This is a genomic window from Mycolicibacterium vinylchloridicum, assembly GCF_013404075.1.
Taxonomy (GTDB): Bacteria; Actinomycetota; Actinomycetes; order Mycobacteriales; family Mycobacteriaceae; genus Mycobacterium; species Mycobacterium vinylchloridicum.
Map to the genome: position 1 here is coordinate 14,575 of NZ_JACBJQ010000035.1, position 21,344 is coordinate 35,918.

At 67.3% G+C, this 21,344-nt stretch carries 22 protein-coding genes; 14 read left to right on the forward strand and 8 right to left on the reverse strand.

Translation table 11 applies throughout. The annotated features are described in order from the left end of the window. Positions 1-4: 4 nt before the first annotated feature. Positions 5-1,690, forward strand: a complete 1,686-nt coding sequence (locus tag HPC46_RS24135) for an FAD-dependent oxidoreductase (RefSeq protein ID WP_179474657.1) — start codon at positions 5-7, stop codon at positions 1,688-1,690. On the opposite strand, the gene HPC46_RS24140 is transcribed toward HPC46_RS24135, so the two are convergent. Both HPC46_RS24140 and HPC46_RS24145 read right to left on the reverse strand, forming a co-directional pair. Further along, the gene (locus HPC46_RS24140) at positions 1,687-2,160 is read right to left on the reverse strand and encodes a 5' nucleotidase, NT5C type (protein ID WP_325096754.1); all 474 of its coding nucleotides are present in this window, start codon (positions 2,158-2,160) and stop codon (positions 1,687-1,689) included. The two genes, HPC46_RS24135 and HPC46_RS24140, sit on opposite strands and share 4 nt — an antisense overlap. Before the next feature lie 7 nt (positions 2,161-2,167). Next, positions 2,168-2,617 carry a VOC family protein gene (locus HPC46_RS24145; RefSeq protein WP_179474659.1) on the reverse strand — a complete coding sequence of 150 codons (450 nt, stop codon included), beginning with the start codon at positions 2,615-2,617 and terminating at the stop codon, positions 2,168-2,170. A 160-nt stretch (positions 2,618-2,777) separates the two neighbouring features. On the opposite strand from HPC46_RS24145, the gene HPC46_RS24150 reads away from it, so the two are divergent. Continuing rightward, entirely contained in the window at positions 2,778-4,115 is a 1,338-nt protein-coding gene (locus HPC46_RS24150) for an MFS transporter (protein ID WP_179474661.1), read from the forward strand. A gap of 19 nt (positions 4,116-4,134) precedes the next feature. Here HPC46_RS24150 and HPC46_RS24155 read toward each other — a convergent pair whose 3' ends face one another. Continuing rightward, positions 4,135-5,259 carry a citrate synthase 2 gene (locus tag HPC46_RS24155; protein WP_179474663.1) on the reverse strand — a complete coding sequence of 375 codons (1,125 nt, stop codon included), beginning with the start codon at positions 5,257-5,259 and terminating at the stop codon, positions 4,135-4,137. A gap of 117 nt (positions 5,260-5,376) precedes the next feature. Between HPC46_RS24155 and pdxH the strand changes: the two genes are divergently transcribed. From pdxH to HPC46_RS24190, 7 genes are all read left to right on the forward strand, one after another. Then, positions 5,377-6,003 carry a pyridoxamine 5'-phosphate oxidase gene (pdxH, locus tag HPC46_RS24160; protein ID WP_218894609.1) on the forward strand — a complete coding sequence of 209 codons (627 nt, stop codon included), beginning with the start codon at positions 5,377-5,379 and terminating at the stop codon, positions 6,001-6,003. Positions 6,004-6,005: 2 nt separating this feature from the next. Further along, positions 6,006-7,280, forward strand: a complete 1,275-nt coding sequence (locus HPC46_RS24165; protein ID WP_179474667.1) for an MFS transporter — start codon at positions 6,006-6,008, stop codon at positions 7,278-7,280. A 29-nt stretch (positions 7,281-7,309) separates the two neighbouring features. After that, positions 7,310-7,972: a TetR/AcrR family transcriptional regulator gene (locus HPC46_RS24170; protein WP_179474669.1), complete on the forward strand. Its 663-nt coding sequence runs from the start codon at positions 7,310-7,312 to the stop codon at positions 7,970-7,972. Positions 7,973-8,011: 39 nt separating this feature from the next. Beyond that, positions 8,012-8,653, forward strand: a complete 642-nt coding sequence (locus HPC46_RS34725; RefSeq protein ID WP_325096755.1) for a TetR family transcriptional regulator — start codon at positions 8,012-8,014, stop codon at positions 8,651-8,653. A 115-nt stretch (positions 8,654-8,768) separates the two neighbouring features. Beyond that, positions 8,769-10,064, forward strand: coding sequence for a citrate synthase (locus HPC46_RS24180; protein WP_179474671.1), 1,296 nt, complete (start codon positions 8,769-8,771; stop codon positions 10,062-10,064). A 70-nt stretch (positions 10,065-10,134) separates the two neighbouring features. Beyond that, positions 10,135-11,586: an MFS transporter gene (locus tag HPC46_RS24185; protein ID WP_179474673.1), complete on the forward strand. Its 1,452-nt coding sequence runs from the start codon at positions 10,135-10,137 to the stop codon at positions 11,584-11,586. Continuing rightward, positions 11,576-11,992, forward strand: a complete 417-nt coding sequence (locus HPC46_RS24190) for a MarR family winged helix-turn-helix transcriptional regulator (RefSeq protein WP_179474675.1) — start codon at positions 11,576-11,578, stop codon at positions 11,990-11,992. Before HPC46_RS24185 ends, HPC46_RS24190 begins: the two co-directional genes overlap by 11 nt. Here HPC46_RS24190 and HPC46_RS24195 read toward each other — a convergent pair. The 3 genes from HPC46_RS24195 to HPC46_RS24205 are packed head-to-tail and all read right to left on the reverse strand — an operon-like array spanning position 11,985 to position 15,192. After that, positions 11,985-12,233, reverse strand: coding sequence for a DUF2630 family protein (locus tag HPC46_RS24195; protein WP_179474677.1), 249 nt, complete (start codon positions 12,231-12,233; stop codon positions 11,985-11,987). The genes HPC46_RS24190 and HPC46_RS24195 overlap by 8 nt on opposite strands. A 27-nt stretch (positions 12,234-12,260) precedes the next feature. Next, positions 12,261-13,580 (reverse strand): aspartate aminotransferase family protein, encoded by a 1,320-nt coding sequence (locus HPC46_RS24200; protein WP_179474679.1) that lies wholly within the window; start codon positions 13,578-13,580, stop codon positions 12,261-12,263. 37 nt (positions 13,581-13,617) lie between these two features. After that, positions 13,618-15,192: an APC family permease gene (locus HPC46_RS24205; protein ID WP_179474681.1), complete on the reverse strand. Its 1,575-nt coding sequence runs from the start codon at positions 15,190-15,192 to the stop codon at positions 13,618-13,620. 281 nt (positions 15,193-15,473) lie between these two features. On the opposite strand from HPC46_RS24205, the gene HPC46_RS24210 reads away from it, so the two are divergent. Genes HPC46_RS24210 through HPC46_RS24230 form a run of 5 tightly spaced genes read left to right on the forward strand, consistent with a single transcriptional unit; the run spans position 15,474 to position 19,243 of the window. Beyond that, a complete protein-coding gene (locus HPC46_RS24210; RefSeq protein ID WP_179474683.1) occupies positions 15,474-16,487 on the forward strand; it encodes a phosphotransferase enzyme family protein in 1,014 nt (337 codons plus the stop codon). A 26-nt stretch (positions 16,488-16,513) separates the two neighbouring features. Beyond that, positions 16,514-17,290 (forward strand): 3-oxoacyl-ACP reductase FabG, encoded by a 777-nt coding sequence (gene fabG / locus HPC46_RS24215; protein ID WP_179474685.1) that lies wholly within the window; start codon positions 16,514-16,516, stop codon positions 17,288-17,290. Between the two features lie 4 nt (positions 17,291-17,294). Next, a complete protein-coding gene (locus HPC46_RS24220) occupies positions 17,295-18,080 on the forward strand; it encodes a GntR family transcriptional regulator (RefSeq protein ID WP_179474687.1) in 786 nt (261 codons plus the stop codon). 18 nt (positions 18,081-18,098) lie between these two features. Beyond that, entirely contained in the window at positions 18,099-18,461 is a 363-nt protein-coding gene (locus HPC46_RS24225) for an FKBP-type peptidyl-prolyl cis-trans isomerase (RefSeq protein WP_005139554.1), read from the forward strand. Positions 18,462-18,502: 41 nt separating this feature from the next. Continuing rightward, positions 18,503-19,243, forward strand: coding sequence for an SDR family NAD(P)-dependent oxidoreductase (locus tag HPC46_RS24230; RefSeq protein WP_179474689.1), 741 nt, complete (start codon positions 18,503-18,505; stop codon positions 19,241-19,243). Position 19,244: 1 nt separating this feature from the next. On the opposite strand, the gene HPC46_RS24235 is transcribed toward HPC46_RS24230, so the two are convergent. Next, positions 19,245-20,582: a HAMP domain-containing sensor histidine kinase gene (locus tag HPC46_RS24235; protein ID WP_179474691.1), complete on the reverse strand. Its 1,338-nt coding sequence runs from the start codon at positions 20,580-20,582 to the stop codon at positions 19,245-19,247. Between the two features lie 4 nt (positions 20,583-20,586). Beyond that, on the reverse strand, positions 20,587-21,288 hold the full coding sequence (locus HPC46_RS24240) for a response regulator transcription factor (protein WP_407665554.1): 702 nt from the start codon (positions 21,286-21,288) through the stop codon (positions 20,587-20,589). Positions 21,289-21,344 lie beyond the last annotated feature (56 nt).

Below are 21,344 nucleotides of genomic sequence, written 5' to 3' on the forward strand. Positions count from 1 at the left end.
GCCTGTGCCCCATGTGATAACCCAGTCGTGCTGTAGCGACGGGTCCTGCGTCTACGCCTGCCCCGTCAACTGCATCCATCCCAGCCCCGACGAGCCGGGTTTCGCGACCGCCGAGATGCTCTACATCGATCCGGTGGCCTGCGTGGACTGTGGCGCCTGCGTCAGCGCATGCCCGGTCGGCGCGATAGCGCCCGACAGCAAGCTGACCGCCACGCAGCTGCCGTTCATCGGCCTCAACGCCGCGTTCTATCCGGAGCGGCCCGCGGGGGTGAAGTTGCCGCCGACCTCCCAGCTCGCACCGGTGCTGCCCGCACCCCAGGTGCGACGGGGCGGGGGCGATCTCACCGTGGCCGTGGTCGGTTCGGGGCCGGCGGGCATGTATGCCGCCGACGAACTGCTCACCCAGAAGGGTGTGCGGGTCAATGTCTTCGACAAATTGCCGACCCCGTTCGGTCTGGTGCGGGCCGGCGTCGCGCCCGATCACCAGAACACGAAAGGCGTGACGGGGGTCTTCGCGCGGATCAGTAAGCGGTCCCGATTCTCGTTCTATCTCAATGTCGAAGTGGGACAGCATATTTCGCATGCCGAACTGCTGCAGCATCACCACGCGGTGTTGTACGCCGTCGGTGCGCCGAACGATCGCAGGCTCGACATCCCCGGCATGGACCTGCCCGGAACCGGCACCGCCACCGAGACCGTGGCCTGGATCAACGGGCATCCGGACTTCGCCGGGCTTTCCGTGGACCTCGGCCACGAACGCGTGGTGGTGATCGGCAACGGCAACGTGGCCCTCGACGTCGCGCGGATCCTCACCGCCGACCCGGACGACCTGGCTCGCACCGATATCTCCGACACCGCGCTGGGCAGTCTTCGCAACTCGGCAGTGCGCGAGGTCGTCATCGCCGCCCGTCGCGGGCCGATCGATTCGGCGTTCACGCTGCCCGAGCTCATCGGTCTGACGTCGACGGCCGAGGTCGTCCTCGACGCCGACGACCACGCCCTCGTCCAGCAGGATCTGGCCACCGCCACCGACCCGCTGACGGTCGGCAAGCTCGAGATCCTCGCCAAGCTGCCGATCGCCTCGCACATCGCCGCGCGACCGCGAATCCGGTTGGCCTACCGGCTGACTCCGCACCGGGTGCTCGGGACCGGGCGCGTGAGCGGGATCGAGTTCCACCGCACCGGGACTGATGAGGTGGTGCAACTCGTCACCGGGCTGGTGCTGACCTCGATCGGATACCGGGGCGCGCCGATTGCCGGTCTGCCGTTCGACGAGGCCGCCGCCGTCGTGCCCAACGAGCACGGCCGAGTCGTCGACCCCGCCACCGGCCGGCCGGTTCCCGGCGCGTACGTCGCGGGCTGGATCAAGCGCGGCCCCACGGGCTTCATCGGCACCAACAAATCGTGTGCCATGCAGACCGTGTCCAACCTGGTCGACGACTTCAACGCGGGTCTGCTCACCGATCCCACCGCGCGACCGACGATGCTGGACAAGCTGATTCGCGCCCGTCAACCGAACGTGGTCGACGGGGCCGGCTGGCGTGCGATCGACGCCGCCGAGACCGCCCGGGGCGAAGCCGAGGGCCGGCCGCGGGTGAAGTTCACGACCGTGGCTGACATGGTCGCCGCGGCCGCCGCCGCTCCGGAACGCCCGGTGGTCAGCCGCCTGCTGGCCGGACTTCTGCGCTAAGCCTTGTCCCGCAGGTAGTTCAGCACTGTGGCCCAGTCCGGGAATTCGGCGGAGCCGAAGTGAATCCATTCGCCATGGAAGCGCTCGGCGCCGTTGTTGGGCCGGTCGTCGACGAGGAAATCGCCGCGGTTGAGGTCCTTGTGATGGGTGAGGATGAGCCGCTTGTAGGCCGGTGAATCCTCCTCGGCGCCAAGGTGTTCGTGTACCCACTCGATCTTGTGTTGCCAGCCCGACGGGTTGCGCCACGGCGCGGTCGAGAGCAGGTAGGTGTCGAACAGGTCCGACAGCTCGGTGAACGCCTCGATCGCGCCGGGCATCGAGCGCATCAATGCGAAGATGCCCGGCGCCTCGTCCATCCGGCCGTGGTACTTCTCGACCACGACCGGGTCGAGGCCCTCGATCCGATGGCCGAAGTCGACCATCGTGTTGTCGAGGTCGATGTAGAGGATCTTGCGGCGGTGCTGCGTCACACGAGCATCATGCCTGGCTCACGGCCTGTTGGATGTCTTCGTAGCTGACCTCGCGGACCGGCTGGCCCAGCGACCACTGGTGACCGAACGGATCGACGACCATGCCGTAGCGATCCCCCCAGAACTGGTCTTCGAGCGGCATCACCACGGTGGCGCCGGCGTCGACCGCCTGCTGAAACTTCGCGTCGACGTCGGTGACGGTCAGGTGGATGGTCACCGGGGTGCCGCCAAGGGCGGGCGGGGTCGTCGTCTTTCCGCCGGACATCTCCGGGAAGTCGTCGTTCAGCATCACCGTGGCCCCGTTGATCTCGACGGCGGCGTGAATCAGCTTGCCGTCGGGACGGGGGACCCGACCGATTTCGACGGCGCCGAACGCCTTGACGTAGAAGTCAATTGCCGCGGGCGCGTCGTCGACGACCAGGTGCGGGATCACTGCGGGTTGAACGTCGATTGCCATGACGGTCTCCTGTCGTTTCACGGCGGCCCGGCGGACCGCCTCGGAGTTGTAGACACCACGGGCGAGCAGAACTCATCGCCCATGCGCCATGCAACCATCAGGGACCGACAGAAACGGCCCGCAGTGGAGTACGGTTCGGGCTGACACAGGGAGGCCGACGATGACCACCACGACAGTGCCACGCTCGAGCGCCGCCGAAACCCGGCGGGCGATCTGGAACACCATCCGCGGGTCCTCGGGCAACCTGGTCGAGTGGTACGACGTCTACGTCTACACCGTGTTCGCAACGTATTTCGAAGGCCAGTTCTTCGACGAGTCCGAGAAGAACTCGACGGTGTACGTGTACGCGATATTCGCAATCACCTTCGTGATGCGCCCCATCGGGTCATGGTTCTTCGGCCGCTTCGCCGACCGGCATGGCCGGCGCGCGGCGCTGACGGTGAGCGTGTCGCTGATGGCGCTGTGCTCCTTGATGATTGCGGTGGTGCCGTCACAGGCGGTGATCGGGATGGCCGCGCCGATCGTCCTCGTCCTCGCTCGGCTGGTACAGGGCTTCGCAACCGGCGGTGAGTACGGCACGTCCGCGACCTACATGTCGGAAGCCGCGACACGGGAACGGCGCGGATTCTTCTCGTCCTTCCAATACGTGACGCTGATCGGCGGCCACGTGCTGGCGCAGTTCACGCTGCTGATCCTGCAGACGTTCCTCAGCGATGCCCAGTTGCGCGAGTTCGGTTGGCGCATCGCGTTCGCCGTGGGTGGCGTCGCGGCGGTGGTGGTGTTCTGGTTGCGACGCACCATGGACGAGTCGCTGTCCGAGGACGTCATCGAGGCGGCCAAGGCGGGGCAGGACACCGGCGCCGGGTCCATGCGGGCACTGGTGACGCAGTACTGGCGGCCGTTGCTGCTGTGCTTCCTCATCACGCTCGGCGGCACGGTGGCGTTCTACACCTACAGCGTCAACGCGCCGGCGATCGTCAAGACCGCGTTCAAGGGCGAGGGCATGACGGCGACGTGGGTGAACCTGACCGGGCTGATCTTCTTGATGTTGCTCCAGCCGGTGGGCGGCATCATCAGTGACCGGATCGGGCGCAAGCCGATGTTGGTGTTCTTCGGTGTCGGCGGGCTGTTCTACACCTACGTCCTCATCACGTACCTGCCCCAGACACGCTCGCCGCTGGCGTCTTTCGCACTGGTCGCGGTCGGTTATGTGATCCTGACCGGGTACACCTCGATCAACGCGCTGGTGAAGTCGGAGCTGTTTCCGGCGCAGGTGCGGGCGCTCGGTGTAGGGGTCGGCTATGCGCTCGCGAACTCCATCTTCGGCGGCACGGCGCCGCTGATCTACCAGGCGGCCAAGGAGCACGGTCAGGTACCGCTGTTCATCGCCTACGTCACGGCTTGCATCGCGGTGTCGTTGGTGGTGTACGTGTTCTTCCTGCGCAACAAGGCCGAGACGTATCTGGACCGGGAGCGCGGCTCGGCATTCGGGGCGTGATCAGCCAGACCGCCAACCACTAGAGGGCTGCGTGTGCGATCTCGTTCCAGCCCTCGACCGCGTCCACCGGGCGGGGCGCGGGCCCCACGTAGATCGCCGACGGGCGCACCAGCTTGCCGAGCCGCTTCTGCTCGAGGATGTGGGCGCACCATCCGGCGGTACGCCCACAGGTGAACATGGCCGGCATCATCTTGGCCGGAACCTGGGCGAAGTCGAGGATCACGGCGGCCCAGAACTCGACGTTGGTCTCGATCGCCCGGTCCGGCCGCCGCTCACGCAGTTCGGCCAGTGCCGCCTGCTCCAGCGCGATCGCGATCTCGTACCGCGGCGCGGCCAGCCGCTTCGCCGTGGCACGCAACACCCGCGCGCGGGGGTCTTCGGCGCGGTAGACCCGGTGGCCGAAGCCCATCAGCTTCTCGTTGCGGTCCAGCACGCCCTTGACCACCGCCCGGGCATCCCCGGCGCGCTCGACCTCTTCGAGCATGGGCAGCACCCGCGCCGGCGCGCCGCCGTGCAGTGGCCCGCTCATCGCGCCGATCGCACCCGAGAGGGCGGCCGCGACGTCGGCCCCGGTGGAGGCGATCACCCGCGCGGTGAACGTCGAGGCGTTCATGCCGTGCTCGGCTGCCGACACCCAGTAGGCGTCGATCGCCTCGACATGCCGCGGATCAGGGTCGCCTTGCCAGCGGGTCATGAAACGTTCTGTGACAGTGGAGCATTCGTCGATGACGCGCTGCGGCACGGCGGGCTGATAGATACCGCGCGCAGACTGCGCGACATAAGACAGCGCCATCACCGACGCGCGGGCCAGGTGATCGCGGGCGGTCTCGCCGTCAATATCGAGCAGCGGCGCGTAACCCCAGATCGGCGCCAGCATCGCCAGGCCGGCCTGCACGTCGACCCGCACATCACCGGTGTGAATCGGCAGCGGGAACGGCTCGGCGGGCGGCAGGCCGTCGCCGAACCGGCCGTCGACCAGCAGGGCCCACGCGTCACCGAACGTGACCCGATTGCCGACCAGATCCTCGATGTCGACGCCGCGGTAGCGCAGTGCACCGCCGTCTTTGTCTGGCTCGGCGATCTCGGTGGTGAAGGCCACCACACCTTCCAGGCCGGGCACGAAATCGTCGGGCACCACAGTCATGTCCTGGATTCTCCCACTCGTCGATCGCGTCCCCGCTACCGGTCGGTAACAGCCGCTCAGCAGCTTCGGGCGTACCGTTGATCCGTGGAAATTTCCGACGGTGATCGCCTCGCGGCGATGCGGGTGGAGTACGGCTCGGTCGAGAAGGACGGCAGCACCGATCTCGATGTCGACTGGCTCGCGCAGGGCTGGCTTGCCCTGTTGCACAGGTGGATAGCCGACGCGGAGGCGGCCGGAATCTCCGAGCCCAATGCCATGGTGCTGGCCACCGTCGATTCGGGAAGACCAGTCAGCCGCGCAGTGTTGTGCAAAAGCGTGGACGAGACCGGCATCACCTTCTACACCAACTACGATTCCGCCAAGGGCCATCAGCTCGCGGCGACCCCGTACGCCTCGGTGACCTTCCCCTGGTTCGCCCTGGGCCGTCAGGTACACATCCGCGGCGCGGTGACCAAGGTCAGCGCCGAGGAGACCGCCCGGTACTGGGCATGGCGCCCGCGCGGTTCGCAGCTCGGTGCGTGGGCGTCGGCTCAGTCCCGCCCGGTCGGCTCCCGAGCCGAACTGCTGAGCCAGCTCGCGCAAGCGACCGAACGTTTCGCCGGTGACGAGCAGGTCCCGGTACCCCCGCACTGGGGCGGTTATCGGATCTCCCCGGAGGTCGTCGAGTTCTGGCAGGGCCGAGAGAACCGGGTCCACAACCGGATTCGGGTGACGGGTACCAGCATCGAGCGGTTGCAGCCCTAGCGGTGGCGCGGCTTTTCGCCGACACCACCCCACTGCGAACGCCGGACTTCCGCCGGCTGTGGGTGGCCGGCATCGTCACGGTCATCGGGGCCAACCTCACCATCTTCGCCGTCCCCGTGCAGTTGTACGCACTCACCCAGAATTCGGCCTATGTCGGCCTGGCCGGATTGTTCGCCCTGGTTCCGCTGATCGTGTTCGGGCTGCTGGGCGGGGCCTGGGCCGACGCGATGGACCGGCGGGTGCTGTTGATCATCACCTCCTGTGGGCTGGGCGTGTCCTCGGTGCTGCTGTGGCTGCAGGCCGCGCTCGGACTGAACAACGTGTGGGTGGTGCTGTGCCTGCTCTCGGTGCAGCAGGCGTTCTACGCGATCGACAGCCCCACCCGAGCGGCGGCGATACCCCGGATGCTGCCCGGTGACCAGCTGGCGTCGGCGAACTCGCTGAACTTCACGGTGTTCCAGTTCGGTGCCATCGTCGGCCCGCTGCTGGCCGGCGTGATGCTGCGCTGGGTCGACTTGTCCGCGCTGTATCTGATCGATGCCCTCACCTGCGTGGTGCCGATCTGGGTGGCCTGCCGGCTCGCTCCGATACCGCCGTCCAACGGGGGCAGCGGCAAGGGGTTGGCTGCTGTTCGCTCCGTTCTCGAGGGCTTCCGCTTCCTGTCCGGCAACCGGGTGGTGCTGATGTCCTTCGTCGTGGACCTGATCGCGATGATCCTGGGCATGCCGCGGGCGCTGTTCCCCGAGATGGCGCATCAGAGTTTCGGTGGGCCTATCGAGGGCAGCACGACCATCGCGCTGCTGGCGGCCGCGATGTCGATAGGTGCCGTGGCGGGCGGGGTGTTCTCCGGCTGGTTTCCCCGCATCCGGCGTCAGGGCCTGGCCGTGGTGATCTCGATCGTGGTGTGGGGCGTGGCGATGATCGGTTTCGGTGTGGCGGGCGGACTGGCACACGGCAGCACCGGCACGATGCTGTGGATTGCCGTGGCGTTCTTGGCGATTGGTGGCGCGGCCGACATGGTCTCGGCGGCGTTCCGGTCGACCATCTTGCAGCAGGTGGCCTCCGACGATGTGCGTGGCCGGCTGCAAGGTGTGTTCACGGTGGTCGTCGCCGGTGGTCCTCGGCTGGCTGACGCGGCGCACGGCGCGGCGGCCGCGGTCGTCGGCACCACCATCGCCGCCGCGGGCGGAGGAGTGCTCGTCGTCGTCGGTGTCCTCATCGCCGCGGCGGCGGTCCCGGTCTTTGTCCGCTACCGGGTGGAACCGGCCAACTCGTAGGTCGGGACGCTCCGACTACGATTGCGCAGGTGGCCGATGTCATCGCGCAGGCACCCCCTGGGCTGCGCGAACGAAAGAAGCAACGAACCCGCGCCATGCTGGTCGATGCTGCAGTGAGGTTGTGCATAGAGCACGGCTACGACAACACCACGGTGGAGCAGATCGCGGCCGCCGCCGAAGTGTCGCCCCGCACCTTCAGCCGGTATTTTCCGACCAAAGACTCGGTGATGATGACCGTGCTGGACGACCTGGTCCACGCCGCGGTGGGCGAGCTCGCCACGATCGACGCCGACGTTCCGCCGCTGGCCGCACTGGCGCGTGCGCACACCCGGGCGCTGCACCGGGTCCCGTCCGGCGACGTGACCGGGCTGACCATGCATCGCCTGGTCCTGATGGTCAACGTCATCTCCTCGTCGAGCGCGCTGCGGCTCGCGGCCGCCGCGACCCGGCTGGTGCCCCTGGTCATCGGGGTGGCCGCCCGCCTTGGCGTCGACCCGAGGGACAAGCAGGTGGCGTTGATCGTGTCGATGTGGGGAGCGATCACCGCAGGCGCGTGGGGCCAGCTGGTGATCGGGCCCGACGATTACGACGATTGCGCGGCCATCATGGCCGAGCGCCTCGAGACCACCTTCGGTGAATTCGTCGATATCGCCGCCATGGAAGTGCGATCGGGGCTACCCTCGACGCCTTGACGTCCGGGGGCTCGCGAGAGGCGAGGGGGGTGGCGCGACGTGGCTGTTGTCGCGAACGCTGCCGCCACCGGCCTCCGTGAACTCAAGAAACAACGAACCAGAGCGACGCTGATCGACGCCGCCCTCCATCTGTGTATCGAGCAGGGCTACGAGAACACCACCGTCGAGCAGATCGCGGCCCGCGCCGAGATCGCGCCGCGCACCTTCAGCCGCTACTTCTCGAGTAAGGAAGCGGTGATCGTCGCCATCCTCGGCGGGGTCGCCGACGATGTGGCCGAGTGCTTTGCCCGTCAGCCGACCGACATCACCCAATACGAGGCGCTGGCCCGGGCCCACCTCGAGGTCTTTCGGAGCGCGCAATACGGCATCCCCGATTCCGCGCCCTTCGAACGGATGCGGCTGTTGCTGACGATCGTGAACTCGGCGCCGGCGATCGGGCTGCGACCGTTCATGTTCCGCACCGACGGCCTCCACTATGCGGCGGTCGACGTCGCCGCGCGGCGGATGGGCGTGGCCGCGTCTCACCCGGCGATCCGCATCCTGTTCGACACCTGGGCGGTGGTGATGGGGGTGGCCTGCCACGGCCTCGGAGCCGTGGGGGGACCACCGGTCGAACCCGACGTACTGTGCAACCGGATCGAGTCGGCGTACGGCTTCTTCACCCGGCTCTGGGGGCAGTGACCTTCCCCGCGACCTACCCCCCGCGAACCCCCCGCGGGCGTGTCGGCAGAATAGCGACTACCTTCCACTAGTACGGACGCCGCAGCCGGCGTCGAAGAGCTCAGAAGGGGTTCATGTGGCCGCAACCGACGAGACTGCCACCCTGAAGTACCCGGGTGGCGAGTTGGACCTCGACGTCGTGCATGCGACCGAGGGTTCCGATGGAATCGCCTTGGGTTCGTTGCTGGCCAAGACCGGCTACACCACGTTCGACCAGGGGTTTGTGAACACCGCGTCGACCAAGAGCGCCATCACCTACATCGACGGTGACGCCGGGATCCTGCGCTACCGCGGGTACCCGATCGAGCAGCTCGCGGAGAAGTCGACCTTCATCGAGGTGAGCTACCTCCTGATCTACGGCGAGCTGCCGACGACCGAGCAGCTCGAGAAGTTCACCAACCAGATTCAGCGGCACACCCTGCTGCACGAGGACCTCAAGCGGTTCTTCGACGGCTTCCCCCGCAACGCCCATCCGATGCCGGTGCTGTCCAGTGCGGTCAATGCCCTGAGCGCCTATTACCAGGACTCGCTGGACCCGCTGGACACCGAGCAGGTGGAGCTCTCCACGATCCGGTTGCTGGCCAAGATGCCGACCATCGCGGCGTATGCGTACAAGAAGTCGGCCGGCCAGCCGTTCCTGTACCCGGACAATTCGCTGACCCTGGTGGAGAACTTCCTGCGGATGACGTTCGGTTTCCCCGCCGAGCCCTACGAGGTGGATCCCGAGATCGTCCGTGCCCTGGACATGCTGTTGATCCTGCACGCCGACCACGAGCAGAACTGCTCGACTTCGACGGTGCGGCTGGTCGGCTCGTCGCAGGCCAACCTCTTCACCTCGATCTCCGGCGGCATCAATGCCCTGTGGGGTCCGTTGCACGGCGGCGCCAACCAAGCGGTGCTGGAGATGCTGGAGAAGATCCGGGCCGGCGACGACGACGTGCAGACCTTCGTCAAGAAGGTCAAGAACCGCGAAGACGGTGTGAAGCTGATGGGCTTCGGGCACCGGGTCTACAAGAATTACGACCCCCGGGCGCGCATCGTCAAGGAGCAGGCCGACAAGATCCTGGGCAAGCTCGGCGGCGACGACGAGCTGCTGGACATCGCCAAGCAGCTCGAAGAGATCGCCCTGACCGACGATTTCTTCATCGAGCGCAAGCTGTACCCGAACGTCGACTACTACACCGGCGTGATCTACCGCGCGATGGGCTTCCCGACCCGGATGTTCACCGTGCTGTTCGCACTCGGCCGGCTGCCGGGCTGGATCGCGCACTGGCGGGAAATGCACGACGAGGGCAGCAGCAAGATCGGCCGGCCGCGCCAGATCTACACCGGCTACACCGAGCGCGACTACGCCCCGATCGACGGCCGCTAGTTTTCTCATTCACTGTCTGCTGGGCCACACCCCCTTGACCATCAGGCAGTTGTAGTTTCACAATGGTTGTGTGATTACAACTGTCGGTGAGCTCAGCGCGCGGCGCAAGACGATCATCCTTGCGTCCTGCTGCCTGAGCCTGCTGATCGTGTCGATGGACGCGACGATCGTGAACGTCGCGATCCCGGCGATCCGCTCGGATCTGCATGCCACGCCGTCGCAGATGCAGTGGGTCATCGACATCTACACCCTGGTGCTGGCCTCGCTGCTGATGTTGTCGGGCGCGACCGGCGACCGGTTCGGCCGCCGCCGGGTGTTCCAGATCGGCCTGGCTGCCTTCGCGCTGGGTTCGCTGCTGTGCAGCCTGGCACCCGACATCGACACTCTGATCGGTGCCCGGCTGATTCAGGGGCTCGGTGGGTCGATGATGAATCCCGTTGCACTGTCCATCATTTCGCAGATCTTCGTCGGCAGGGTGGAACGCGCCCGCGCGCTGGGGCTCTGGGGTGCGGTGGTCGGCATCTCGATGGCGCTCGGCCCGATCGTCGGTGGTTTCCTGATCCAGGCGATCAGCTGGCGGGCGGTGTTCTGGATCAACCTGCCGATCTGCGCGGCGGCGATCCTGCTGACCGCGATCTTCGTGCCGGAGAGCAAGTCGGCCACCATGCGCGATATCGATCCGGTCGGCCAACTGCTGGCCGTGCTGGCCCTGTTCGGCGTGGTCTTCGTGCTCATCGAAGCGCCGGGGATGGGCTGGACGAACCCGCGCATCCTCGCGATCGCCGCGGGCGCACTGGTGGCCCTGCTGGGCTTCCTGCGCTACGAGTCGCGCCGCCACGAACCCTTCATCGATCTGCGGTTCTTCCGGAGCGTTCCGTTCTCGTCGGCTACTGTCATCGCCGTGTGCGCCTTCGCGGCCTGGGGTGCGTTCCTGTTCATGATGTCGCTATATCTGCAGGGAGAGCGCGGTTACTCGGCTGCCCACACCGGCCTGATCTATCTGCCGATCGCGATCGGTGCCCTGTTCTTCTCGCCGCTGTCGGGCCGGCTGGTCGGCCGCTTCGGCGCCCGCCCGTCGCTGCTGGTGTCGGGCATCCTGATCACCGCAGCGTCGGCGATGCTGACCTTCCTGAACGCCACCACGCCGATCTGGGAGCTCCTGGTGATCTTCACCGTCTACGGCATCGGCTTCGGCATGGTCAACGCGCCGATCACCAACGCCGCGGTCAGCGGTATGCCGCAAGACCGGGCCGGCGCGGCGTCGGCGGTGACCTCCACCAGCAGGCAGGTCGGTGTGAGTATCGGTGTGGCACTGTGTGGTTCGGTCGCCGGCTCGGCGCTGGCGGTGGTGGGAGTGGACTTCACCTCGGCGGCCCGGCCGCTGTGGTGGGTGAGCATCGGGCTGGGCCTGGTGATCACACTGCTGGCCGTGGTGTCCACGTCGGGACGGGCCAAACTCTCCGCGGAGCGGCTGGCTCCCCTGATCGAGAATCACCGAATCGAGCCTGCCCATGTCTCCTAACCCGGTCGCCGATCAGGTGTGGCGGGCGATGTCGAGCCTGGTGCTGGACAACAAGGACGGCTGGCGCCGCGCGGTCGTGGAGCGAACCGGCTTGCCGTTCAGCAGGATTCGCATCCTGCGCCGGCTGGCATCGCAGCCGATGACGGTCAAGGAGGTCGCCGAGGCGGCCACCATCGACGCCCCGGCCGCCACAGTGGCCGTCAACGATCTCGAATCTCGCGGCCTGGTGGTGCGCCAAACCCATCCGGACAACCGGCGCTGCAAGCTGGTGTCATTGACCGACGCCGGCCGCGACGTCATCGCCGTGCTCGATGCGACCGACGACCCCGCTCCCGAGGCGCTGGCCGCGCTGGACGAGCAGGACCTTGCCGCGTTGCGGACGATCCTGGCGCGCCTGATCAGCTGAGGTAGCCCTCGACTTCGTCGCCGGGCCGCACGGCTGCGTCCTGAGGATTGCCGCCGGTCTCACGCAGTGCGCGGCGCTGGCGAAGCAGGTCCCAGCACTGGTCGAGTTCGACCTCGATGGCCCGCAGGCGCGCGTGTTCTTCCGACTCGTCGATCTGCCGGTGTATCAACTGGTCACGCAGTTCGCGTTCCTGGGCCACGAGGTCGTGGATGCGTGCGAGGGTTTCGTTGTCTGATGCCACGGTTCCAGTGTGCCCGACGATGGGGTGTCAGAACGGGGAAGCCAGGACAGCGCTGAACTCGCTGCAGAACCAGTCGACGTCGGTGCTCGAGAAGACCAGCGGCGGGCGGATCTTCAGCACATTGCCGTCCCGGCCGCACACCGAGATCAGTACCCGGCGGTCCCGCATCGCGTTGACCAGTGCCCGGGCGCCGGCTCGGTCCGGGGCGCCGGCCTCGGAGATCACCTCGACGCCGACGTACAGGCCGGTGCCGCGCACGTCGCCGATACGCGGATGCCCGCCGCCCAGCCGCGCCAGCTCGGTGCGCAGTTCGGTGCCCACCTCGTTCGCATTGCGCATCAGCTTCTCGTCCTCGATCACGTCGAGAACGGCCGCGGCGGCGGCCACCGTCACGGGATTGCCGCCGAACGTGTTGAAGTAGGGGACCTCGCGGGCGAATGCGCCGAGGATGTCGGCCCGGGCCGCCATCGCCGCGATCGGGAGTCCGTTGCCCATCGGTTTGCCCATCGTCACCAGGTCGGGGACGACGCCGTGGCGCAGGAAACCCCACATCGCCTCCCCGGTGCGGGCGAAGCCGGGCTGGACCTCGTCGGCGATGAACACGCCGCCGGCGCGATGGGTGGCCTGTACCGCGGGAGCCAGCACCGACGGGTCGGGGTAGATACCGTCGGACGAGAAGATGGAGTCCACGATCAGCGCGCAGAACCCGGCACCGGAAGCCTTCAGGTCGGCGATGGCCGCGACGACGTCGTCGGCGAACCGGGCGGCCAGCTCACCGGCCGGGATCCGGTAGCTGTCCGGCGGCGGGATCGCGCGGACGTGTTCGCCGAGTACCGTCGCCCCGCCGATGGACGGCGAGATCGCGGTGACCGCTGCGGTATTGCCGTGGTAGGCGTCGCTGGTGACGATGACACCTGTTGCACCCGTGTGCATTTCGGCAACTCTCAGGGCCAGGTCGTTGACCTCCGAGCCGGTGCAGGCGTACATCACCTGATCGATCTGCTCGGGCATGGTGTCGAGCAGTCGCCGGCTGTAGTCGACGATCCCGCCGTGCAGATAGCGGGTGTGGGTGTTCAGGGTGGACAGCTGGCGACTGACGGCCTCGACGACGTGCGGGTGGCAGTGGCCGACACTGGCGACGTTGTTGTAGGCGTCGAGATAACAAGCGCCGTCGGCATCGTAGAGCCGGGTGCCCTCGCCGCGGACCAGGTGTACCGGGCGCTGATAGAACAGCCGGTAGGCAGGGCCCAGAATGCGGTCACGGGCCGCGATCAACGATTCGGTGGCCGGATCGACCGGCTGATCCGCGGAGTAGCTGTTGGAATCCATGATGTTCGAGAAACTCACAGCACTACCCCTTCGTTGACGCGGCCCGTGACTGCACTCACTGGCGCTCGTGTGCCTCTTCGAGAACGGTCCGGCCCAGCTCCGAATAGCGCTGCGGGGACTTGTATTTCAGCACCACCGCCAGCAGGATACCGCCGATGCCGACCGCGCCGACCACATAAGGGATCGCCGCGAATACCCAGTCAGACGCCGCGGTGCCCGCCGCGAACGACGCGTTCTTGCCCAACAGGTACACCACATAGAGCATGCCGAGGCCGCCCAGCAGTGGGGCCAGCAGAGTCCGGAACCAGTTGGCGGTCTCCGGGTGATTCTTGCCGACGTGGAAGTAGGCGATCACCGCGAAGGCGGCCAGCGCCTGCACAATCATGATCGCGGTGGTGCCGAGCAGAGCCATCAACCCGTACAGGCCGGTGTAGGGGTCACGTCCGGTCAGCGCGAAGAACAGCACCACGACGGTGGCGAATCCGGTCTGCACGAATCCGGCGATGTGCGGCGAGCCGTGCGACGGGTGGGTGGCGCCCAGCGTCTTGCGCATGCCGGGGATGACGTTCTCGCGGCCGATCGCGTAGATGTAGCGGGCAGCGCAGTTGTGGAACGCCATACCGCAGGCGAACGAACCGGTCATCAACAGGATCTTGAACAGGTCGACGGCCCAGGTGCCCAGGTGCGCACCGACCGGCCCGAAGAAGATGTCACCGGCGGTTGCCGAATCCTGCGCCAGCGCGACGGCATTCTGCGGACCGGTGCCGACGATCGCCAGCCACGAGATGATCACGTAGAACACGCCGATGCCGATCACCGAGCTGATCACCGCGATCGGGATGATCTTCTTGGGGTTCTTGGACTCCTCGCCGTACATCGCGCTGGACTCGAAACCGACCCACGACCAGAACGCGAAGAACAGGCCGATGCCCGCCGATCCGGCCACCGTGATCATGCTGCCGTCGGCACCGGCCACCGCACCGGAGAGGTTCTGAAAAGCGTTGAGCGGATTGAGTGATCCCCACGACCAGCCCTGCGGTCCGCCGCCGGTGAACAACACCGACAGCGCCATCAAGGCGAGCATCACGATCTCGGTGATCAGGAACACCCCGAGCACTCGCGCGGCGACGTTGATGTCGAAGTAGGTCAGCAGCGCGTTGATCGCGAGCATCGCGATCGCGAACACGATCCACGGAATATCAAGGTGGAAAAGGGAATTGAAGGTGTCATTGCCGAAGAAGGCAAAGATACCGATCAGTGAGGCCTCGAAGACCATGTAGGCCATCGCCGTCAGGAAGCCCGCGCCGAGGCCGACGATTCGGCCAAGGCCGTGCGAGATGTAACCGTAGAACGCACCCGTGGCGGTGATGTGCTTACTCATTGCGGCGTAGCCGATCGCGAACAGCGTCAACACGATGGTGGCGACGAAGTACCCGGCCGGGGCGTAGACGCCGTTGCCGAATCCGACCGCGATCGGCACGTTGCCGACCATGGCGGTGATCGGTGCGGCGGTGGCGACGGCCATGAACAGGACGCCGATCAACCCGACGGCATTGGGCTTGAGCCGCTGGACGGTTTCGGTCTTTCCCCCGGTGCCCATGGTGGCGGGCGAATCGATGATGTCGCTCATAGTGTGAATTCCGATCTGATGCGTGACTGGGGTCCCGCGTGTTTTTGGTCTGGTTTAGCCCGAGTGCTGGTGCGCCCGGGGAGCGATGGCAATGTCGACAACGGCTCTGTGGTGCGACGACGACATTGTTACCCCCACGAGATCGCCTGGTCAACAGGAACAATCGAGCCAATACCGGCGGAATGTTTCGGTCGTGTTTCCCAATCCTTTGGTAGGAAACAGCGGCGTTAAAACTGTCGATTTGGTCTGCTCGTCGCATTGTTATGGTCCAGACTGGTCGCATGCCGGGACTGCCGCCGACTCATGAGTTCTTCGCGCGTGCAGCGCTGTCGGCCTATGGCCGCGACGGCCAGACGCCGCTGCGTCTGCTCAGCCTGTCCGAGAACGCCACCTACCTGGTCGGAGACGACGAGCCGATCGTGCTGCGGGTGCATCGGCCCGGCTATCACTCGCTGGAGGCCATCCGCTCGGAGCTGGCGTGGATGCAGGCTTTGCGCACCGAAACGTCGGTGATCACACCGGAGCTGGTCGCGGCTCACGACGGTACCGACGTCGTCGTTGCCGAGTTCGACGGCGGCGCGTTGCACGTCGACGCGGTCACGTTCGTCGCCGGCTGCACGGCCGAGGAGAATCCCGAGGCCGTCGGGTTCGACGAGCTCGGGCGGCTGACCGCCGTCATGCACGAACACGCCAGAAACTGGACGTTTCCGCCCGGGTTCACCCGTTTCCGCTGGGACCTCGAGACGATCCTCGGCCCGCAGGCCCGCTGGGGTAACTGGCGGCTGGCCCCCGGCCTGACCGACGCCGACCGCGTCCTGATCCAGCGCGCAGTCGACGACATCACCGCCAAGCTGACCGAATTCGGCTGTGCACCAGACCGGTTCGGGCTGGTCCACGCCGATCTCCGGCTGGCCAATCTGATGGTCGACCCCGCGGATGCGGCGGCCGGGATCACTGTGATCGACTTCGACGACTGCGGCTGGTCGTGGTACCTGGCCGATCTCGGGGCCGCGGTGTCGTTCATCGAGGACACCCCGGCCGGTGAACGCATCATCGCCGACTGGCTGACCGGTTATTTCGAGGCCGGGTCGTTCCCGGCCGAGCATCTCGCCCTCATCCCGTCGTTCGTGATGATGCGGCGAATCATGCTCACCGCCTGGATCGCCTCGCACCACGACGCCGACGCGGCAATCGGCGTCGGTGAACAGTTCGCGCCGAACACCGCCCTGCTTGCCCGGCGGTACCTGGAGGACCCGACCTGGCTGCAGGACGCGATCTTCAGCTCACGAGTTTGAATCACGATAGAGCAGAAAGGATTACGGTGTTTGATCTGCAATCGACGGCGGTGATCGTGACCGGCGGCAGCAAGGGAATCGGGCGGGGGATCGCCGCGGTGTTCGCTACTGCGGGCGCCAATGTCGCGATCGCCGCACGCTCGGCGGCCGAACTCGACACCGCGGTGGCCGACCTGGACGCACTGGGTACCGGAAAGGTGCTGGGCGTTCAGACCGACGTCACCGACCCGGTGGCCTGCGCAAGCCTGGCCGCCGACGTCGTCGAGGCGTTCGGCGGGATCGACGTCGTCTGCGCCAACGCAGGCATCTTCCCCGAGGCACCGTTGGCCACCATGACGCCGGCGCAACTGGCCGAGGTGCTCGACGTCAACGTCAAGGGCAACGTGTTCACCGTGCAGGCCTGTCTGGACGCGCTGATCGCTTCCGGGCGCGGCCGGGTGATCTTGACATCGTCGATCACCGGGCCGATCACCGGATTCCCGAACTGGTCGCACTACGGGGCGTCCAAGGCCGCCCAACTGGGCTTCATGCGCACCGCCGCAATCGAACTGGCCCCGCACAGGATCACGGTCAACGCAGTGTTGCCGGGCAACATCTTCACCGAAGGCCTCGCCGACATGGGCGAGGAATACATCGCGGGCATGACCCGAGCGATCCCGGCCGGCGCGCTCGGCAAGCCGGAGGACATCGGTCACCTCGCGGCCTTCCTGGCCACGGTCGAGGCGGGCTACATCACCGGTCAGGCCATCGCGGTCGACGGCGGCCAGGTGCTGCCCGAATCGCCGGATGCGGTGCGCCCCTAGTCCGATGGCGGAGTCGGAGGGGGGACCGATTGCCGAGGATGTGCGGCGGCGCATCCTCTCGATGCTCGCGCAGGGCACGCTGCGGCCCGGTTCACGGCTGGGCACCGAGCGCGAGATGGCCGACCGCTTCGAGGTGTCCCGGTCCACCCTGCGCAGCGCCCTGCTGCCGTTGAGTCGTGCCGGGGTTCTCGAGCGGCGAACCGGCCGCAACGGCGGCACATTCGTGCGCGCCGACGTGGTGGAACGCAACGCCGCCGAGCTGGCCGGCCTGCCGGCCCGGTTGCGCAGCGGCGGGCACACCAGCGCTACCCGGGTGCTGTCCACCGATCGCAGGCCGCCCACCCCCGCCGAGGCTGCCGCACTCGAAATCGCGGATGGCCAAGAGGTTTTCGCGATCCGCCGGTTGCGCTACGCCGACGGGGTGCCGTTGTCGTTGGACTTCTCCTGTTTCGTTGCCGACCATGTCCTCGATCTACTGGAGCAACCGCTCGGCGGCTCGCTCTACGAGTTGTTCGCCGTCCGCTACGGCCTGGTGCCCGCCACGTCCACCGAGACCATCGAGGTCGTCAGCGCCAGCCCGCGGGAGGCGCAGTGCCTCGGCGTCGCGCACCGCCGCCCGCTGGTGGCGATCACCCGGGTCACCCGGGATGCCGCCGACCCGCCCTTCGAGTACGCCTACGACCTGTTCCGCGCCGACCGGGTGCGGTTGACGGCGACCACGTCCACGGTCACCGCGCGCGAACGCAGGGGCACCGACGGCCGGGTGGAACGCTCGGTCAGCAGCGCCTGACCCGCTAGTGTGAGTCCGGTGACGACCAAACCCGAGATCGAATTCCCCGACGGCCCGGCGCCCACCGAACTGGTCATCAAAGACCTGGTGGTCGGCGAGGGCGATGAGGCCACCCCCGGCGCCGTCGTGGATGTCCACTATGTGGGTGTCGAGTACGACAGCGGTGAAGAGTTCGACAGCTCGTGGAAGCGTGGGGAGTCCATCTCCTTCCCGTTACGCGGGCTGATCCAGGGCTGGCAGGACGGCATCCCGGGCATGAAGGTGGGTGGCCGGCGGCAGTTGACGATCCCGCCCGAGCAGGCCTACGGTCCGGCCGGTTCCGGGCACCAGCTGTCCGGCAAGACGCTCATCTTCGTCATCGATCTGCTGGCGACCCGCTAGCTCGCCGAGCGCACTTCGCCGCCGGGATGTGTAATTCCGGTGTGAGTGTTCACCAGCGCAGTGCGATCGTCACCGGCGCATCCGGCGGAATCGGTTCGGCCATCGCGGCGATGCTGCACGAAGAGGGCTTCGGCCTCACTCTCGTCGGCCGTGATCCGGCCAAGCTGGATGCGGTGGCATCGTCGCTCGATACTGGTCCGCCGGTACACACGATCGCCGGGTCGCTGGCCGAGGAGGCGCTCCTCGACCGGATCGTCGCCGAGCACGCCGCACCGCACGGCTCGCTGGATCTGCTGGTCAACAACGCCGGGGTATCCGGCAACCGCGCGGTCGGCGATATCACCGCGGACTTTCTCGACGAGCAGCTCGCGGTCAACATCCGTGCGGTGATCCTGCTGACGACCAGGTGTATGCCGCTACTGAAAGAGGCTGTGCAGCAGCGCAAGTCGGCACAGATCGTCAATATCGCCTCGAACGCGGGTAAGCGCGGCGAGGCGACGCTGGCGTCGTACTCGGCGACCAAGTTCGCCGTCGTCGGGTTCACCGAATCGCTGCATGACGAGCTGTCGACCTCCGGCATCAAGGCGACGGCGATCTGCCCTGGCCTGGTGGACACCCCGATGGCCGACGACTACCGCGACACCGTGGGTCCGGAGGAGATGATCGCTCCGGGCGATATCGCCGAGGCGATCCGCATGACGATCCGGGTATCCCGCAGTTGCGTGGTGCCCGAGATCGTGTTGCTGCGGCCGATCGAATGGCGCCAGCCGGAAGGCGCGTGAGCTAGTGCGGCGGGGGAAGCCGCAGCGTCAGCCGTGCGCCGCCGAGTGGGCTGTCTCCCAACGTGGCTGTGCCGCCGTGTAATTCGGCCTGCTGGGCCACCAACGCCAGGCCGAGTCCGGAACCGGAGTGCGACGCCGTCGACCCGCGGGCGAAGCGTTCGAAGACCTTCGCGCGCTCCGCCTCCGGCACCCCGGAGCCGTTGTCATCGATCGCGATCTGGACACCCTCTCGCGAGCTGACCGCCGACAGCTGCACGCGGGTCGCGCCGCCGTGCTTGACCGCGTTGGCGATCGCGTTGTCCACCGCCAGTCGCAGACCGGCGGGCAGTCCGATGATGATGCATGTGGGCGACGGCGCCAGCGACACCTCGAGGTCGGGGTAGACGCGCATCGCGTCGTGCGCGGCGCGGTCGAGCAGATCGGTGATGTCGACCGGAACCTGGTCGGCCTCCGTCGAAAGTTCGCCCTGGGCAAGGCGTTCCAGCGCACTCAGGGTGGCCTCGATGCGGTTCTGGGTGCGCGTGACGTCGCCGAGCAATTCCGCGCGCTGCTCGTCGGTAACCTCCAGCGTGGCCAGGATCTCGATGTTGGTCCGCATCGCGGTCAGCGGGGTGCGCAGCTCGTGGGCCGACACCGCGGCGAAATCGCGCGCCGAGGCCAGCGCCGCCTGGGTCCGGTCCTGTTCGGTCCAGATGCGTTCCAGTAGCCCCTTGATCGCCTCGCCGATCTCCACCGCCTCGGTGGCTCCGCCGATCTCGACATCGGGTGCCTTGTCGCCGGCCTGGATCTCCCGGGTCTGGGCGGCCAGCCGCCGCAGCGGCCGCACCGCGAACGTGGCCAGCACCCAGCCCAGCAGCGCTGCCGCGCAGACCGCGAACACGCAGATGATCAACACCCGTCGGTGCAGGTTGTTGGTATCGGCGATGGTGTCGTCGAAGGTCGCGCCGACCTCCAGCGTGGTGGCCACCGGGTAGGAGAGTTCCACCGTGCGCACCCGATAGCGAACCCCGTCGACCTCGCCGGTCCCGTAGTCCGAGTCCAGCCGGGGCAGTACGACATCGGAATTGGACCGGACCGTGTCTCCCTGGCGGACCGTGATCACCACGTCCTGGTCGTTGGGCGACGGCGGGATCTGGTCGAGCCCGCGGGGCACGAACGGAACCGCGAAACCTGCCGCCTCGTCGAGGCGCCGGTCCAGCCGTTCCAGGCGGTCGTTGGTGATGCCGACCCAGACGATGGCGCCGACGATGGTCACCACGATCGCCGCGCCGATCGCCGTCGCGAACGCCACCCTGGTGCGCAGGGACGGCGTGCGGCGAAAGATCCGCGCGAGTTTCACGGGGTTACTGGGTGCGCAACACGAAGCCCACGCCGCGCACGGTATGCAGCAGTCGGGGCGCGCCGCCGGCCTCGAGCTTGCGGCGCAGGTATCCGATGAAGACGTCGACGACGTTGGTGTCGGCGGCGAAGTCGTAGCCCCACACCAGTTCGAGCAGCTGGGCACGGGACAGCACCGCCGTCTTGTGCTCGGCGAGCACCGCCAGCAGATCGAACTCCCGCTTGGTCAGGTCGACGTCGACGCCGTTGACCCTGGCCCGCCGGCCGGGGATGTCGACCTCGAGCGGGCCGACTCCGATGGTCTCCGAGGAGAACGTGGCCGTCGCGCCGCGCCGGCGCAACAGGGCCTTGACCCGGGCCACCAGTTCCGCCAGCACGAACGGTTTGACCAGGTAATCATCCGCCCCGGCCTCCAGGCCGGCGACCCGGTCGTCGACCGAGCTGCGGGCCGAGAGCACGCAGACCGGCACGTCGTTGTCCATCGCGCGCAGCGCGGTCACCACGCTCACGCCGTCCAGCACCGGCATGTTGATGTCGAGGATGATCGCGTCGGGTCTGGTCTCGGTGGCCGACCGCAGGGCTTCGGCGCCGTCGACGGCGGTGGCAACCTCGAATCCGGAGAGCCGCAGCCCGCGGTCCAGTGATGCGAGCACGTCGGGATCGTCATCGACCACCAGTACTCGGGGTGCGGCCGAACTACTGTCCATGGGCCCCATCTTGCCTGATCGACGGTCCTACCAGTGGGAGGCAGCCACGACACGAT

Bases quoted from the DNA above. Each gene is read 5' to 3' on its own strand.
- HPC46_RS24205 (WP_179474681.1), bottom strand. From the start codon at position 15,192: ATGAGCGACATCATCGATTCGCCCGCCACCATGGGCACCGGGGGAAAG.
- HPC46_RS24190 (WP_179474675.1), top strand. From the start codon at position 11,576: ATGTCTCCTAACCCGGTCGCCGATCAGGTGTGGCGGGCGATGTCGAGC.
- HPC46_RS24155 (WP_179474663.1), bottom strand. From the start codon at position 5,259: ATGACTGTGGTGCCCGACGATTTCGTGCCCGGCCTGGAAGGTGTGGTG.
- pdxH (WP_218894609.1), top strand. From the start codon at position 5,377: ATGCGGGTGGAGTACGGCTCGGTCGAGAAGGACGGCAGCACCGATCTC.
- HPC46_RS24145 (WP_179474659.1), bottom strand. From the start codon at position 2,617: ATGGCAATCGACGTTCAACCCGCAGTGATCCCGCACCTGGTCGTCGAC.
- HPC46_RS24240 (WP_407665554.1), bottom strand. From the start codon at position 21,288: ATGGACAGTAGTTCGGCCGCACCCCGAGTACTGGTGGTCGATGACGAT.
- HPC46_RS24220 (WP_179474687.1), top strand. From the start codon at position 17,295: ATGGCGGAGTCGGAGGGGGGACCGATTGCCGAGGATGTGCGGCGGCGC.
- HPC46_RS24150 (WP_179474661.1), top strand. From the start codon at position 2,778: ATGACCACCACGACAGTGCCACGCTCGAGCGCCGCCGAAACCCGGCGG.
- HPC46_RS24210 (WP_179474683.1), top strand. From the start codon at position 15,474: ATGCCGGGACTGCCGCCGACTCATGAGTTCTTCGCGCGTGCAGCGCTG.